The 14,544-nt window shown below is 68.2% G+C and carries 14 protein-coding genes; 4 read left to right on the top strand and 10 right to left on the bottom strand.

Annotated elements, in window-relative coordinates:
- The first annotated feature begins 33 nt into the window (after nt 1-33).
- Nucleotides 34-2,019: a cation:proton antiporter domain-containing protein gene (locus BMZ25_RS11835; protein ID WP_092693828.1), complete on the top strand. Its 1,986-nt coding sequence runs from the start codon at nt 34-36 to the stop codon at nt 2,017-2,019.
- On the opposite strand, the gene cobT is transcribed toward BMZ25_RS11835, so the two are convergent.
- Complete coding sequence (gene cobT, locus BMZ25_RS11830) at nt 2,016-3,020, bottom strand: nicotinate-nucleotide--dimethylbenzimidazole phosphoribosyltransferase (protein WP_092693826.1); 1,005 nt, start codon at nt 3,018-3,020, stop codon at nt 2,016-2,018. The two genes, BMZ25_RS11835 and cobT, sit on opposite strands and share 4 nt — an antisense overlap.
- Before the next feature lie 64 nt (nt 3,021-3,084).
- On the opposite strand from cobT, the gene cobS reads away from it, so the two are divergent.
- Complete coding sequence (gene cobS, locus BMZ25_RS11825; RefSeq protein ID WP_092693824.1) at nt 3,085-3,840, top strand: adenosylcobinamide-GDP ribazoletransferase; 756 nt, start codon at nt 3,085-3,087, stop codon at nt 3,838-3,840.
- Nucleotides 3,841-3,911: 71 nt separating this feature from the next.
- On the opposite strand, the gene BMZ25_RS11820 is transcribed toward cobS, so the two are convergent.
- From BMZ25_RS11820 to BMZ25_RS11800, 5 genes are all read right to left on the bottom strand, one after another.
- Nucleotides 3,912-4,427 (bottom strand): CarD family transcriptional regulator, encoded by a 516-nt coding sequence (locus BMZ25_RS11820; RefSeq protein ID WP_092693822.1) that lies wholly within the window; start codon nt 4,425-4,427, stop codon nt 3,912-3,914.
- A gap of 268 nt (nt 4,428-4,695) precedes the next feature.
- A complete protein-coding gene (fdxA, locus tag BMZ25_RS11815) occupies nt 4,696-5,034 on the bottom strand; it encodes a ferredoxin FdxA (RefSeq protein WP_092693820.1) in 339 nt (112 codons plus the stop codon).
- A gap of 51 nt (nt 5,035-5,085) precedes the next feature.
- The gene (locus BMZ25_RS11810) at nt 5,086-5,469 is read right to left on the bottom strand and encodes an RNA-binding S4 domain-containing protein (protein ID WP_092693818.1); all 384 of its coding nucleotides are present in this window, start codon (nt 5,467-5,469) and stop codon (nt 5,086-5,088) included.
- The gene (locus BMZ25_RS11805; protein ID WP_092693816.1) at nt 5,470-8,373 is read right to left on the bottom strand and encodes a helicase-related protein; all 2,904 of its coding nucleotides are present in this window, start codon (nt 8,371-8,373) and stop codon (nt 5,470-5,472) included.
- Between the two features lie 72 nt (nt 8,374-8,445).
- Nucleotides 8,446-9,003: a tetratricopeptide repeat protein gene (locus BMZ25_RS11800; RefSeq protein WP_092693814.1), complete on the bottom strand. Its 558-nt coding sequence runs from the start codon at nt 9,001-9,003 to the stop codon at nt 8,446-8,448.
- 72 nt (nt 9,004-9,075) lie between these two features.
- Between BMZ25_RS11800 and BMZ25_RS11795 the strand changes: the two genes are divergently transcribed.
- Both BMZ25_RS11795 and BMZ25_RS11790 read left to right on the top strand, forming a co-directional pair.
- The gene (locus tag BMZ25_RS11795) at nt 9,076-9,363 is read left to right on the top strand and encodes an SCP2 sterol-binding domain-containing protein (RefSeq protein ID WP_092693812.1); all 288 of its coding nucleotides are present in this window, start codon (nt 9,076-9,078) and stop codon (nt 9,361-9,363) included.
- 5 nt (nt 9,364-9,368) lie between these two features.
- On the top strand, nt 9,369-10,304 hold the full coding sequence (locus BMZ25_RS11790) for an alpha/beta fold hydrolase (RefSeq protein ID WP_092693810.1): 936 nt from the start codon (nt 9,369-9,371) through the stop codon (nt 10,302-10,304).
- Nucleotides 10,305-10,307: 3 nt separating this feature from the next.
- On the opposite strand, the gene BMZ25_RS11785 is transcribed toward BMZ25_RS11790, so the two are convergent.
- The 4 genes from BMZ25_RS11785 to BMZ25_RS11770 form a co-directional block, all read right to left on the bottom strand.
- Nucleotides 10,308-11,033 (bottom strand): Ntn hydrolase family protein, encoded by a 726-nt coding sequence (locus BMZ25_RS11785; protein WP_092693808.1) that lies wholly within the window; start codon nt 11,031-11,033, stop codon nt 10,308-10,310.
- Between the two features lie 216 nt (nt 11,034-11,249).
- Nucleotides 11,250-12,089, bottom strand: a complete 840-nt coding sequence (locus BMZ25_RS11780; protein WP_092693806.1) for a transglutaminase family protein — start codon at nt 12,087-12,089, stop codon at nt 11,250-11,252.
- Entirely contained in the window at nt 12,086-13,039 is a 954-nt protein-coding gene (locus BMZ25_RS11775) for an alpha-E domain-containing protein (RefSeq protein ID WP_092693804.1), read from the bottom strand. The genes BMZ25_RS11780 and BMZ25_RS11775 overlap by 4 nt, the downstream gene beginning before the upstream one ends.
- Before the next feature lie 4 nt (nt 13,040-13,043).
- Nucleotides 13,044-14,459: a circularly permuted type 2 ATP-grasp protein gene (locus BMZ25_RS11770; protein WP_092693802.1), complete on the bottom strand. Its 1,416-nt coding sequence runs from the start codon at nt 14,457-14,459 to the stop codon at nt 13,044-13,046.
- Nucleotides 14,460-14,544 lie beyond the last annotated feature (85 nt).

The raw sequence follows: 14,544 nt of genomic DNA, 5'->3' as shown, positions 1-14,544 counted from the left end.
TGCCGACCTTGGCCGCGATCCAAGAGGAGACACATGGAAAACTTCCTGCTCCAAGCCACGATCTATCTCGCCGCCGCGGTGATCGCCGTGCCGCTTGCCGCCCGTCTTGGGCTGGGTTCGGTGCTGGGCTACCTCGCCGCGGGGATCGTGATCGGGCCGTTCCTCGGGTTGGTCGGGTCCGAGACGGCGGACCTGCAGCACTTCGCCGAGTTCGGCGTCGTGATGATGCTGTTCCTGATCGGGCTGGAGTTGGAGCCGCGCAATCTGTGGGACATGCGGCACCGGTTGCTGGGCCTCGGCGGTGCACAGATCCTGCTGACCATGGCGCTCGTGACCGGCGGGGCGATGCTGCTGGGCCAGCCGCCCAGCATCGCGCTGGCGCTCGGCACCGTGTTTGCCCTGTCCTCGACCGCCATCGTCCTGCAGACGCTCAGCGAAAAGGGCCTGGTGCAAACCAGCGGAGGACGCTCGACCTTCTCGGTCCTGCTGACCCAGGACATCGCCGTCATCCCGATGCTGGCCTTCCTGCCGCTGCTGGCCATCCCCGGCCTGAACGGCGGCGGCGGCGGCGGCCACGGCGGGGCGGAGAGCGAGGCCGACCTGCCGGAAACCACCGCCGGCGACCACGCCGAGGCCGCGCTGAGCCTGATCGACAACCTTCCGGGCTGGGGCATGACGCTGCTGACGCTCGGCGCGGTCGCGCTGGTCATCCTGCTCGGCACCTATGCGACACGCCCGATCTTCCGCTTCATCCACGCCGCGCGCCTGCGCGAGCTCTATACCTGTTTCGCCCTGCTGATCGTGATCGCGACCGCGTTTCTGATGACGCTGGTGGGCCTGTCTCCCGCGCTCGGCACGTTCCTGGCCGGCGTGGTCCTTGCCAACAGCGAGTTCCGGCACGAGCTGGAATCGGACATCGAACCCTTCAAGGGCCTCCTGCTGGGGCTGTTCTTCATCACCGTTGGCGCGGGGATCCAGTTCGGCACGTTCTTCGGCGCGCCCTTCGCGATCATGGGTCTGACGCTGGGGGTGATGGCGATCAAGGGGGCCGTGCTGTACGTGCTGGCGCTGATCTTCAAGCTCAGGCCCCGCGACCGCTGGCTGTTTACGCTGGGGCTGGCACAGGCCGGCGAGTTCGGCTTCGTGCTGGTCAGCTTCTCGCTCCAGCAGAACGTGCTGCCGGCCGAACTGGGCGAGACGGCCCTTCTGGTGATCGCGCTTTCGATGTTGATGACGCCGCTGTTCTTCATCGCGTTCGAGCAGATTTCCAAGCGCATGGCTGAGCCCGAGGACGACGTCGAAGAAGACGAGATCGACGAGACTGCCCCGATCATCATCGCCGGCATCGGGCGGTTCGGTCAGGTGGTGAACCGCATGCTGCAACTGGGCGGGTTCCGCACGGTGGTCCTGGACCACGACCTGAACACGATCCAGTTGATGCGGCGCTTCGGGTTCAAGGGCTTCTTCGGCGATCCGGCGCGGCCGGAACTCTTGCACGCCGCGGGCCTCGCCACGGCGCGCGTGCTGGTGGTGGCGATGGACGACAAGGACAGTTCGACCCGCATCGTCGAGTTCGCCCGGCGCGAACGCCCCGACCTGCACATCGTCGCCCGCGCCCGCGACCGGGTCCACGTCTACGAGCTGTACCGTGCGGGGGCCGACGACATCGTGCGCGAGCTCTTCGATTCCTCCCTCAGGGCCGGCCGCTATGTGCTCGAGAACATGGGGCTTTCGGGCTACGAGGCGTCCGAGATGGAAAAGGCGTTCTACAAGATCGACCGCTCGGCCCTGCGCGAGCTGGCCGATCTGTGGGTGCCTGGCGTGCCCGTGGCGCGAAACGACGCCTACATCGCCCGCGCGCGCGAGCTGAACAAGGAGCTCGAGACGGCGCTCGTCGACAAGTTCGACTCGGACGAGGCCGCGCGCAAGCGCGCCGCCGATTTCGCCGAGGACGAGGAGATCGCGGAAGAGGACGCGATCCAGCAGGAAAAGGAAGATGCCGAGGGGCTGAAGGCCTAGCCGCCACTCACCCCCGCCTCTCCGAAGGTCGCCATGCCCGAGTGACAGGCCACCGCGCCCTGCAGCACCCCGATGGCCAACGCCGCGCCGGAGCCCTCGCCCAGCCGCAGGCCGAGGTCCAGGAGCGGCACCTTGTCCAGCCGCTGCAAGAGCGCCCCGTGCCCTGCCTCGGCCGATCGGTGCCCCGCGACGCAATGGTCCAGCGCGCCCGGTGCGGCGGCCTCCAGCGTGGCCGCGGAGGCGGTGCAGATGAAACCGTCGAGGATCACCGGGATCCGCAGGTGCCGGGCGCGCAGGATCGCCGCCGCCATCGCAACCAGCTCGCGCCCGCCGAGACACCGCAGGATCTCCACCGGCGGCTGGCTCCCGTGCCGCGCGGCACCGGCCTCGACGACCCTCGCCTTGCCGGTGAAGGCCCCGGCGGTCACGCCCGTCCCGGCCCCCGTCCAGTCGGCAGCCGCCCCGCCGTAGAGCGCGAGCGCGATGGCGGCGGCCGAGGTCGTGTTGCCGATGCCCATCTCGCCTGTCACCAACAGGTCGGCCTCGGGATCGACGGCGTCCCACCCTGTGCGCCACGCGGCGAGGAAGGCATCGGCGTCCATCGCGGGGCCTTCGGTGAAATCGGCGGTCGGCGTTCCGAGATCGAGCGCGTGCACGCTCATCGTCGCACCGAAGGTCTGGCTGAGTTGGTTGATCGCCGCGCCGCCCGCCTGGAAATTGGCCACCATCTGCGCCGTGACCTCGGGCGGGAACGCCGAGACGCCGCGCTGCGCGACCCCGTGGTTACCCGCAAAGATGGCGATCTGGGGCCGCGCCAGGCCGGGCCGGGGGATGCCGCGCCAGCCGGCATACCATTGCGCCAGCTCTTCCAGCCGGCCGAGCGACGCGGGCGGCTTCGTCAGCTGCGTATTGCGTTCGGCGGCGCCGGTGAGCGCCTGCGCGTCGGGCTGGGGAAGGTCGCGAAGCGCGGCGGCGATGTCATCGAGGCTGGAAAATGTCATCTCGGTCCTTCATGTCGGCGGCGCGCCCCTTCTGGCGCAGCCAAGCGACGAGAGAAAGAGCCCAATGTCCGACGCCCCGCGCCTCAGCGACCTGCCCTGCGCCCTTGGCCTGCTGACCCGCCTTCCCGTACCCGGCGACGGCATGCGCGCGATGGAGCGCGGCGCGCGTGCGGCATGGGCCTGGCCGGCGGTGGGTCTCGTGACCGGGGGGCTCGCGGCGCTGGTCGCGGTGCCGGCGCTTTCCCTTGGGCTCGGCCCCGCGGTCGCGGCCGGCTTGGCGCTGTCGGTGACCGTCATCGCCACCGGCTGCATGCACGAGGACGGGCTGGCCGACACCGCCGACGGTCTGTGGGGCGGCTGGACCCGCCAGCGTCGGCTCGAAATCATGGGGGACAGCCGCATGGGCGCCTACGGCACGCTGGCGCTGGCGCTGTCGGTGGGGCTGCGATGGGCCGCGCTTGCCGCTTTATTCGCGCAGGGCGCCGTGCTGGCCCCGCTTCTCGCCGCAGGGGTGATCTCACGCGTGCCGATGGTCTTGGCGATGGGACGGATGCGCCCGGCGCGGGATGACGGCCTGTCCGCCAAGGTCGGCCGTCCGGGCACCACGACGCAGACCGGCGCCATCGCCGTCGCGCTGATCGTCGGACTATTGACCGTCGGGATCGCGACGCTTCCCGCGCTTCTCGCCGCGGCAGCGGTGAGCGCCGGGCTTGCGCTGATCGCCCGCGCCAGGATCGGCGGCCATACCGGCGACATCTTGGGCGCCTGTCAGCAACTCAGCGAGATCGCGGTGCTGCTGACCCTGCTCGCCGCGCTCTGACCCCGCGAAAAGACGAAATCCGCCGCAGGGCTGCGACGGCTTCGACAGAGGCGGCGCTGGCCGGAGGGGCATCACGCGGCGGCGGCGCGTCCCACCAGAACCTCGTCCACCTGCTTCTGCGCGGCGGTCTCGTCGGAGCCGGACACGGCAGCGACCTCACGCGTCAGACGCTCCATCGCGGCCTCGTACAGCTGCCGCTCGGAATAGCTCTGCTCGCGCTGGTCGTCCGCTCGATGGAGATCTCGCACCACCTCGGCGATCGCGATGAGATCGCCCGAGTTGATCTTCTGCTCGTATTCCTGGGCCCGGCGCGACCACATGGCCTTCTTAACCTTGGCCTTGCCACGAAGCGTCTTCATCGCCTCGCCGACAACGTCAGGCGTGCTGAGTTGACGCATACCGACTTCGCTGGCCTTATGGGTCGGCACACGCAGGGTCATCTTGTCCTTCTCGAACGAGATCACGAACAGCTCCAGCGCGATGCCGGCGATGTCCTGCTGCTCGATCGAGACGATCTGACCCACGCCATGCGCCGGATAGACGACGTAATCGTTGGGACGGAACTCAGGTTTCTTCGCTTTGCTCATGTAGTCAGTCTTCCTCGTAAGGACCCCAGGTGACCGGCGAAGAAAAGGACCCCCGGAACCCGACCGTTCCGAACGTCCGTGCAGCGCCGACGCGCACCCAATTCGCGATCCTCAGGCAGACGGGTGCGCCCGCGCGGAGTTGGCCGCGCGAGGCGTATACATAGCACGTCACATGACACTTGGAAAGCGCAGCCCGATTAAGCCGTTAAAAAACAGCAAAAAATTGCTCGTGAACGCTGCGTGATGCCGCGCTGCGGCGGCGAATCGCTCAGTCGCCCTCGCCCGGCGCCTCGGAGAAGTACTTCTCCAGCTTGCCGCTCTCGCCGTCGTGTTTCTCGGCCTCGGGCAGCGGGTCCTTCTTGGTGATGATGTTCGGCCACTGCTCGGAGTACTTGCGATTGAACTCGACCCACTTCTCGGCGTCCGGCTCGGTGTCGGGACGGATCGCGTCGGCGGGGCACTCGGGTTCGCAGACGCCGCAATCAATGCATTCGTCGGGATGGATCACCAGCATGTTCTCTCCCTCGTAGAAACAATCCACGGGGCACACCTCGACACAGTCGGTGTATTTGCAGGAGATACAGGCATCGTTGACGATGTAGGTCATGTCGGAAACATCCACTCGATCTTTGTGCGTCACCTAGACGAGCGGCCGGGATCATTCAAGCGGCGGACCGGATTTAGGCAGCATGTTCCGACGCGCCTTCTTGGTGGGCCGCCCGCCCGCTTCGCGCCGCGGTTCGGTGCCGTCTCGACGGGGCTCGGGCGACAGATCCTCGTAGAGCGTCTGGGCCTCGGGCGCGGGGCCGCGGCGTTCGCCCGCGGCCCGGATACGGACGACGCGCACCGCCCGGGCCTGGGGAAACGTCAGCACATCGCCCGGCCCTACACTGCGTGAGGGCTTGGAAACGCGGGTCGCGTTGACCCGCACCTGCCCCGCCGTCACGACCTTGGCCGCGAGCGCCCGCGTCTTGAAGAACCGCGCGAAATAGAGCCACTTGTCCAGCCGGATCCGGGCGGGCTCTTCGGCCGGATCACCCAATCAGGATTTGTCCTTCAGCCCCATAAGCGCGGCGGCGAAGGGGTTGTCGGGGTCGATCTGCTTTTCCTTGCGGGCCGGCTTGGACTGATAGTTCTTCGGCTTGTCCTCGCGCGGGGGGCGCTTGCCCTGCTTGCCCGGCTTGGCGCCCTGCTTGGCCTTGGAGCGGTTCTGCCCCGGCTTGCCCTCGCGGCGGCCACCCTGGTTGCGCTGGCGGGTGCCGACCCAGGCGAAGGTGTAGAACACCTCCATCTCGGGGGCCGGAGTCTCGCCGGGCGCCTCGGTCGCGTCGGCCTCGGAAGCAGGCTCCGCCTCGGATTCGGCCGGCGGCGGAACCGGCGTCGGGTCGGGTTCCGGCGGGGCTTCGGGCGGCGGGCCGGGCGGAGTCGGGTCCGGCTCCGGCGGAGTTTCCGGCGGCGGGCCCGGCGGCGTCGGATCGGGCTGCGGCGGCGTCTCCTGCGGCGGGTCCGGAACGTCCGATCCCGTCGGCGCCGGTGCATCGGCCTGGCTGGCCGCCGGCGCGGGGCGTTCCTTGACGCGTTCGCTCTTCTCGGCGCTGTAGCCGAGGCCCTGCATCAGGTCGGCGAACTGCTCGAGCGTCATGCCGGTGATCGACAGCATATCGGCGCTCGCCTCGAACCCGTTGCGCGTATCCTGCGCGCGCAGCAGGTCGGCAAGGCGCTCGAGCATGTCGATGCGGATCGCCCGGCTGCCGGCACGTCGATAGCCGGACATGCGATAGGCCCCGACCGGCGCCCCCTCGACCACGGGGATCGTCACGAGGCCCGGCGGCGGGCTTTCGGGGAAGACGTCGAAACCTTCCCAGAGTGACCAAAGCACCAGCCGCAGCCGCGTCGGCGCGGGTTTCAGCAGAAGCGGCATGAAGATCGTGAACTGGCCGAAGCGGATGCCGTGCTTGCGCAGGCTGCCGCGTGCGGTCTGGTCCAGTTCCTTGACCTCGTTCGCGACCTCGTCGCGCGGCAGGATGCCCAGGGCCTCGACCATGCGGAAGGCAAAGCCGCGGGCAAGCCCGCTCAGCGCCTCGTCCCGCTGCATCGCGACGAGCGGCTCGAACAGGTTCGCGATCTTGCGGTCGATGAAGTGCTGCAGACGGCGTTGCACCTTCTGCTGGACATCGTGCCCGGCATCCTCGTCGACGAACGCCTCGACATGCGGCTTGAGCGGTTCGGCACCCTTCACGAGCTTGCCGACTGCCTGCTCGCCCCACATCAGACCACCCTGTTCGGTATAGTCGATCTCGGTGTCCGGCGCGTTGTAGAAGCGGTCTGCGCGCAGGTGGAACTCGGGGCGCAATGCCTGCGTGGCGGCCTGCCGAAGCGTCTTGGCCTCGTCGGCGCCTCCGGTTGAATCCTGCCGGAAGCGGAACCCTTCCAGCCGTCCCACGAACTGACCCTCGACGGTCACTTCGCTCTTGTCGTTGACCTCGGCCACAAGGCCCTCCTTCTGCTTGAGCCGGCGCATCAGAACGCTGGTGCGCCGGTCCACGAATCGCTGCGTCAACGCTCCGTGGAGCGCGTCGGACAGCCGGTCTTCTACGGCACGTGTCGCCTCGCGCCAATGGGTTTCGTCATCGACCCACCCTTTGCGCTGCGCCACGTAGGTCCATGTGCGGATGTATGCCAATCGTTTGGACAACGCGTCTATGTCGCCATCGGTTCGATCGATCCGGCTGACCTGCCGATGCAGCCAGTCGTCGGGCACCCGGCCCCACTCGTTCAGGAAGCCGAAAATCTTCTCCAGAAGCGAGGCGTGCTCGGTCGACGAGATGCCGCGGAAGTCGGGGATCCGGCACACGTCCCACAACAGACGCACGCCGGGGCCGTCGCGCGCGCGCTCCCGCACCTCGGGGATGTCGGCCAGCGCCTTGAGAGCGGTCAGGTCGTCCGCCTCCCGCGCCTTGACGAGATGCTCGTTCTCAATCCCCTCTTCCAGCGAGCCGATCAGCGCGTCGATCGAGCCGAAGCGCAGGCGGTCGTTGCGCCATTGCAGCTTGCGGATCGGGGTGAACGAATGGCTGGTGATCGCCTCGACCGTGGACTCGTTCAGCGGCGCGGCGTCGCCGGTCGTGCCGAAGGTGCCGTCGTTCATGTGCCGCCCGGCCCGACCGGCAATCTGCGCCAGTTCGTTCGGGGCGAGGTCGCGCATCCGCTTGCCGTCGAACTTGCGCGTGGCCGAGAAGGCGACGTGATTGATGTCGAGGTTCAGCCCCATGCCGATCGCGTCGGTGGCGACGAGGAAATCCACGTCGCCGTTCTGGTACATCTCGACCTGCGCGTTGCGGGTCCGCGGGCTGAGCGCGCCCATCACCACGGCCGCCCCGCCCTTCTGGCGGCGGATCAGCTCGGCGAAGGCATAGACGTTGTCGATCGAGAAACCGACGATGGCGCTGCGGGCCTGCATCCGAGTGATCTTTTTCGGGCCGGCGTAGATCAGCTCGGAGAAGCGGTCGCGCCGCATGAACTGCACACCAGGCACCAGCGCGGCGATCGCGCTGCGCATCGTGTCGGCGCCGAGGAACAGCGTCTCCTGCGTGCCTCGCGCCCGCAGCAGCCGGTCGGTGAAGACGTGCCCCCGTTCGGGATCTGCACAGAGCTGTATCTCGTCGATGGCGACGAAATCGCAGCCCATGCCGTCCGGCATCGCCTCGACGGTGCAGACCCAGTACTGGGTACGCTCGGGAACGATCCGCTCCTCGCCGGTGACCAGCGCCACGGCGTTCGGGCCACGGACGGCGACGATGCGGTCATAGACCTCGCGGGCGAGAAGCCGGAGCGGCAGACCGATGACGCCGGACCGATAACCCAGCATGCGTTCGATCGCGTAGTGGGTCTTGCCGGTATTGGTGGGGCCGAGGACCGCGGTGATCCGGCCCGTATCGACTGCCATCGCTGCCTGCCTGTTCTTTGAACCCACGGGCACAAAACCAGAAGCGACCGCCGGCAACAAGGCCGGCGGCGATCAGAGCCGGCTGCCCTCGACCAGCTGCTCGAGTCGGGCGATCGCCTCGTCCGCCTGGTCCTGCTGGGGGTGGAGGGCCACGACCTCGCGCCAGGCGCGCAGGGCAAGATCCTCGTGCCCGAGCTCTTCCATGATGATGGCCAGCCCGCTCAGGGCGCCGAAATGCCGCGGGTTCCGCGCCAGCGCCATCTCGAGGTCGTTCAGCGACAGGCCGTACCGCTTCTGCTGAAAGAACGCGGTGGCGCGCGCGTTGTAGCCTTCGGCGAAGTCCGGCGCATGGTCGATGAGGGCGCTGAAATGCTCGATGGCGATCTCGGTGTCCCCGGCCTGCAACGCCTCGCGCCCGCGCTCGAGCAGCAGATCCATCGAGGCGGAGCCGGAGTTCGACCATTCCTCGTAGATCTTCTGAACGATCGGTTCGGCCTCACCGTCATCCGCCGACCTAAGCTGCTGGAACAGGGGGTCGAGGTCGGCGTTTTGTGCGGGAAGCGGCGTGCCGCCGGCCCCGAGCAGAAATGCCGCAACGGCGTATTTGAGGTATCGGCGGAATGGTCTCATAACGCTCCCGAGCATAGCGCATTCCGGGCCGGAGGCATCCCCCTTCGCGCTCACAACCAGGAGAACATACCGATGAGCGACGTGATCGACCATGCCGTGACCGCCCTGAACGAGAAAACCGGCGGAAGCTTCGACGGCTCGGCCAAGTTCGTGATCGAGGACGAGGGCACCGTCATGCTCGACCAGGATGGTGCCCGCGCCGGCGACGAGGACGCCGAGGTCACCATGACCGCCGATGCCGACACCTTCCGCGACATGCTGGACGGCGCGCTGAACCCGACCACGGCGTTCATGACCGGCAAGCTCAAGATCGACGGCGACATGGGCCAGGCGATGAAGCTCGGGACGGCCCTGTCCTGACCGGTATGGAGCGGGCGCCCTATTTCGACGAGGTCGCGGACGGCCCCGACAGCGCCGAAGCCTGGTGGCTGAGGACCTCGGACTCCGTGCGCATCCGGGTCGGATTCTGGCCGGAGGACGGCGAGAAGGGGACCGTCCTGCTCTTTCCGGGCCGCACCGAATACGTCGAGAAATACGGGCGTGCCGCCACCGAGTTCGCGCGGCGCGGCTTTGCCATGCTGGCGATCGACTGGCGCGGACAGGGTCTGGCCGATCGGCTGCTGCCCGACCGCCTGTCGGGGCATGTCCTGACCTTTCCCGACTACCAGCGGGACGTGGCCGCGGTGCTGGCCGTGGCACAGGAGCGGGGCCTGCCCAAACCCTATTACCTCGTCGCGCATTCGATGGGCGGCTGCGTCGGCCTGCGGGCACTGATCGAGGGGCTCGACGTCAACGCCGCCTGCTTCAGCGCGCCGATGTGGGGCATCCGCCTGGCGCGCAACGTGATGCCGCTGGCGGTCTCGTTGTCCTGGCTGTCGGTACAGCTGGGGCAGTCGCACCGCTATGCGCCCGGCACCAAGGGCGAGCCCTATGTCAATTCCGAACCCTTCGGCAGCAACGCGCTGACCACCGACGAAGAGATGTTCGGCTACATGGCGCGCCAGACCGAGGCGCATCCCGACCTGCGGCTCGGCGGGCCATCGATGGGCTGGCTGCACGAGGCTCTGACCGAGACCCGCGCGCTGGCCGCCCTGCCCGCGCCGCCGGTGCCGGTGGTGACCTTCCTCGGCTCGGACGAGACCATCGTCGACATGCCCCGGATCGAGCGGCGCATGGCGCGCTGGCCGGGCGGGCGGCTGGAGATGATCGAGGGCGCGCGCCACGAGGTGATGATGGAGACGCCCGAGGTGCGCAACCGCGTCTTCGACACCGCCGCGGCGCATTTCGCCGGGCACCCCTGAGCGTCAGATCTCGATCTTGCCGAAGGCGTCGCGCAGGGCCTCGGACCAGGCCAGCGACATCTTGTGGAACGTCTCGTCGTCGGGCTCGATCCGGCGGCTGACGGACACCGCCATCCGGTCGCGCTCGATTACGGTGAGATCCAGCGGCATGCCGACACTGAGATTGGACCGCAGGGTCGAATCCATCGACAGCAGCGCGGCCTTCTGCGCCTCGACAAGGCTGGTGCCCGGCTCGATCACCCGGTCGAGAATCGGCTTGCCGTACTTGTGCTCGCCGATCTGCAGGAAGGGCGTGTCGGCGGTCGCCTCGATGAAGTTGCCCTCCTTGTAGACGAGGAACATCCGCATCTCGCCGCCCTTGCGCTGGCCGGCGACGATCAGCGACGCCGAGGCCGTCTGCGACATCGCCGTCATCTTCTGCGAGATCTCCTGCGTGGTGCGCGCCAGCGTGTCGCCCACGAGCTGCGCCACGTCCAGCATCGTCTGGCAGTGCATGATCGACTTCTCCGGCCCCGCGTCGGGATCGTCGATCGCGTCCTGCAGACGCGCGAGGGTCGTCTGGGTCACCGACAGACTGCCGGCGGTCATGATCGCGATCGCCCGGTCGCCGGGCTCTTCGAACAGGAACATCTTGCGGTAGGTCGAGATGTTGTCGAGCCCGGCATTGGTCCGGGTGTCGGACAACAGAACGATGCCGGCATCCAGAAGAAGACCGACGCAATAGGTCACGGGACAATCCCCCTGTCAGTGGCGCGCTGCGCTCCGCCTAGCTAGGCCGCGCCCGGCCCAGGGACAATGGCGCGCGGTCCGAATTTCCGCCACGTTGCCGAAATGAGGCGCGCAAGTGCGCGCCACGCGGATCTCCGCGCCGTCCCGGCGCGGCAGTGGGGGCGCTGCCCCCGTCGCCAGCGGCGACTCCCCCGGGATATTTCGGGAACCGAAGAGTTACTGTTGCGACTGGGACTGCGCGGTATCTGGAAGGATCGAGACGGAGACGTCGAGATGCTCGTCGCCCGCGCCCTCGGAGACGCTGCGGATCGGGGCGGCGCCCACCGCGTCGTGCCCCGAGCCGAGCCGGATGTAGCGGTCGTCGGGACAGCAGCCGTTGGCGGGGTCGAAGCCCACCCAGCCCAGGCGGTCGATCCAGATCTCGGCCCAGGCATGGGTCGCCTCGTCCGCGGCGAGGTCGCCGTTGGCGGAATAGAGGTAGCCGGCGACGTAGCGCGCCGGAAGCCCCGCGGCGATCGCCACCGCGATCAGCGCATGGGCCTGATCCTGGCAGACGCCTTCGCCCTGGGCGAGCGCCTCGGCCGCCGAGGTCCCCCAGAGGGTGCTGCCCGAGCGGTAGGCGATGCGGGCCGCGACCGCCTCGGACAGGGCATGGGCCCGGCCGAGCGCGTCGTCCTCCGGCAGCTCGGCGACGGCGTCGCGGGAGAGAACGGCGAGATCGTGGTCGACATGGGTGGCACGCGTCTCGCGCAGGTAGGCCATCGGCGGCACGGTCTCGCGGTGGTCGCGCAGGACGCCGGACGTGTCCGATGTCTCGACCACGCCGGTGACCTCGACCGAGAGCTCGCTGACCGGGCCGGCGAGCGAGACCGTGTCGATCCAGTCCCCGGCCCCGTCGCGGAAGGCGGCGCCCTGTGTGGCGCCCGGGACGCTGACGGACCAGGACCGGGCCGCCTGTCCGGCGGTCCGGGCGGGCGTCAGGCGGTGGCTCTGGACCACGCCGCGTTTCGGCGGCGAGAACTGATAGGTCGTCGTGTGGGAGACGGTCAGCCTCATCGCACGTCTCCGTTCAGGTAGGTTGCGTGCACGGTGGCGGCGAGACCCGCGGTGTCGCCGATGAACCGCGTGAGGAACTCGTGGAGCCCTTCCTCGAAGATGTCGTCGACGGTCATCTCGGCGAGTTCGCCGACCAGGGTGCGGACCTGGCTCTGGGCCTCGGTCGAGCGGCCGTAGCCGCGGGCCAGCCGGTCGAGATGTTCCGACGCGCCCTCGAGCGCGGTCAGCAGCGAGCGCGGCGAGGCGCGGTTGAGTACGAGGAAGTCGACGATCTTGGGCGGCGTGATCTCGCCCCCATAGGCCCAGGAGAAGGCGCGGTGGGCGCTCATCGCGCGCAGCAGCGTGCGCCACTGGTAGTTGTCGAGGCCAGAACCCACGAAGCTCGCCTGGGGAAGCAGGACGTAGTATTTCACGTCGAGCAGCCGGGCAGTGGAATCGGCCCGCTCGAGGTGATGGCCGATATTGGTGAAGTCGTAGCCGTCGTTGCGCAGCTGCGTGGCCAGGGCCGAGCCGCGCACCAGCGCCGTCGTCCGCAGGGTCCATTCGCTGAGATCGCTCAGCGAGATCTTCGAGCGCTCGGTGCGACCGAAGGCGCGGATCTCGGAGAAGGCGTTGTTCAGCGCGTCCCAGACCTGGCTGGTGAGCGCCGTGCGGACGATGCGGCCGTTCTCGCGCGCCTGGGAGATGCAGGAGGCGACCGACGAGGGGTTGTCGTGGTCGAAGAACATCCACGTCTCGACGTTCCGCTCGACCACGTCACCGTATTTCTCGTAGAAGCCCTCGGCGCTGCCGCTGGCCTGCAGGACCGAGTCCCACTCGGTGCGGAAACCGCCGCTGGTATTGGGGATCAGGGCGTTGCGCGCGCCCACCTCGAGCAGGCGTGCGTTGGTCTCGGCGCGCTCGATGTAGCGGGCCATCCAGAAGAGGTTTTCGGCGGTACGGCTCAGCATGCGATCACTCCGCCAGAACCCAGGTGTCCTTGACCCCGCCGCCCTGCGACGAGTTCACCACGAGCGAGCCCTCCTTCAGCGCCACACGCGTCAGCCCGCCCGGCACCAGTTCGACCCGTTCGCCGACGAGGCAATAGGGGCGCAGGTCCACGTGGCGGGGGGCGACGCCATTCTCGACGAAGGTGGGGCAGGTCGAGAGCGCCAGCGTCGGCTGGGCGATGTAGTTGTCGGGGTCTTCCTCGATCTTGGCGGCGAAGGCGGAGATCTGTTCCCTGGTGGCCCTGGGGCCGACGAGCATGCCATAGCCGCCCGAGCCGTGGACCTCCTTGACCACCAGTTCCGAGAGGTTCTCGAGGACGTACTTGCACTCGTCCGGCTTGGCGCATTGCCAGGTCGGGACGTTCTGCAGGATCGGCTCTTCGCCGAGGTAGAACCGCACCATGTCGGGCACGAAGGTGTAGATCGCCTTGTCGTCGGCCACGCCCGCGCCCGGCGCCGAGCAGATGTTCACGCCACCCGATCGGTAGACGTTCATCAGGCCCGGAACGCCGAGCATCGAATCCGGCCGGAAGCACAGCGGGTCGAGGAAATGGTCGTCGATCCGGCGATAGATCACGTCGACGCGCTTGGGCCCCTCGGTGGTGCGCATCCAGCAGAAATCGCCCTCGACGAAGAGATCCTGCCCCTCGACCAGTTCGACGCCCATCTGGTCTGCGAGGAACGAGTGCTCGTAGTAGGCCGAGTTGAAATGGCCGGGCGTCAGGATCACCACGCGCGGGTCGCCCTCGCACTTGCGCGGGGCGACGCTGGCCAGCGTCCGCTTGAGGATCGCGGGATAGGCCTCGACCGGGGCGATGCGCTTTTCCTGGAACAGCCCCGGGAACATGCGCATCATGATCTCGCGGTTCTCGAGCATGTACGACACCCCCGAGGGCGTGCGGCAATTGTCCTCGAGGACGAAGAACTCTTCGGGCCCCGTGCGGACGAGATCGATGCCGACGATGTGGGAATAGACCCCCATCGGCGGGACGATGCCGCAGACGGCGGTCTCGAAGGCGTCGTTGCCGTAGACCAGCCGGGCCGGAACACGGCCGGCCTTCACGATCTCTCCACGGCCGTAGACGTCCACCAGAAAGGCGTTCAGCGCGCGGGCCCGCTGCTTGATCCCGCGGTCGAGCTTGCGCCATTCCTCGGCGCTGAACACGCGGGGGAACATGTCGAAGGGGATCAGCCGGTCCGGCGACCCGCCCTCTCCGTAGACCGCAAAGGTGATGCCGATGCGGCGGAACAGCGCCTCGGCTTCGGATTGCTTCAGCGTGCGCAGTTCCTCGGGCATGTTGCGGCTCCAGGCGTCGAGTCCGTGATACGGATCGCGCACCGTTTCGCCGTCGAACATCTCGTTGAAGTAATTGATCGTCATGCCCCCTCTTGTGCCGGCTCGGTTCGATCAAACGCGATCGTCGTTCGAGGAGCAAGGGCTGTGGCCGCCCCTGACGCACCGGCAA

The sequence above is a fragment of the Tranquillimonas rosea genome, assembly GCF_900111315.1.
Taxonomy (GTDB): Bacteria; Pseudomonadota; Alphaproteobacteria; order Rhodobacterales; family Rhodobacteraceae; genus Tranquillimonas; species Tranquillimonas rosea.
The sequence above is the reverse complement of the archived record's forward strand: the minus strand, read 5'-3'. Positions and strand labels throughout refer to the sequence as shown.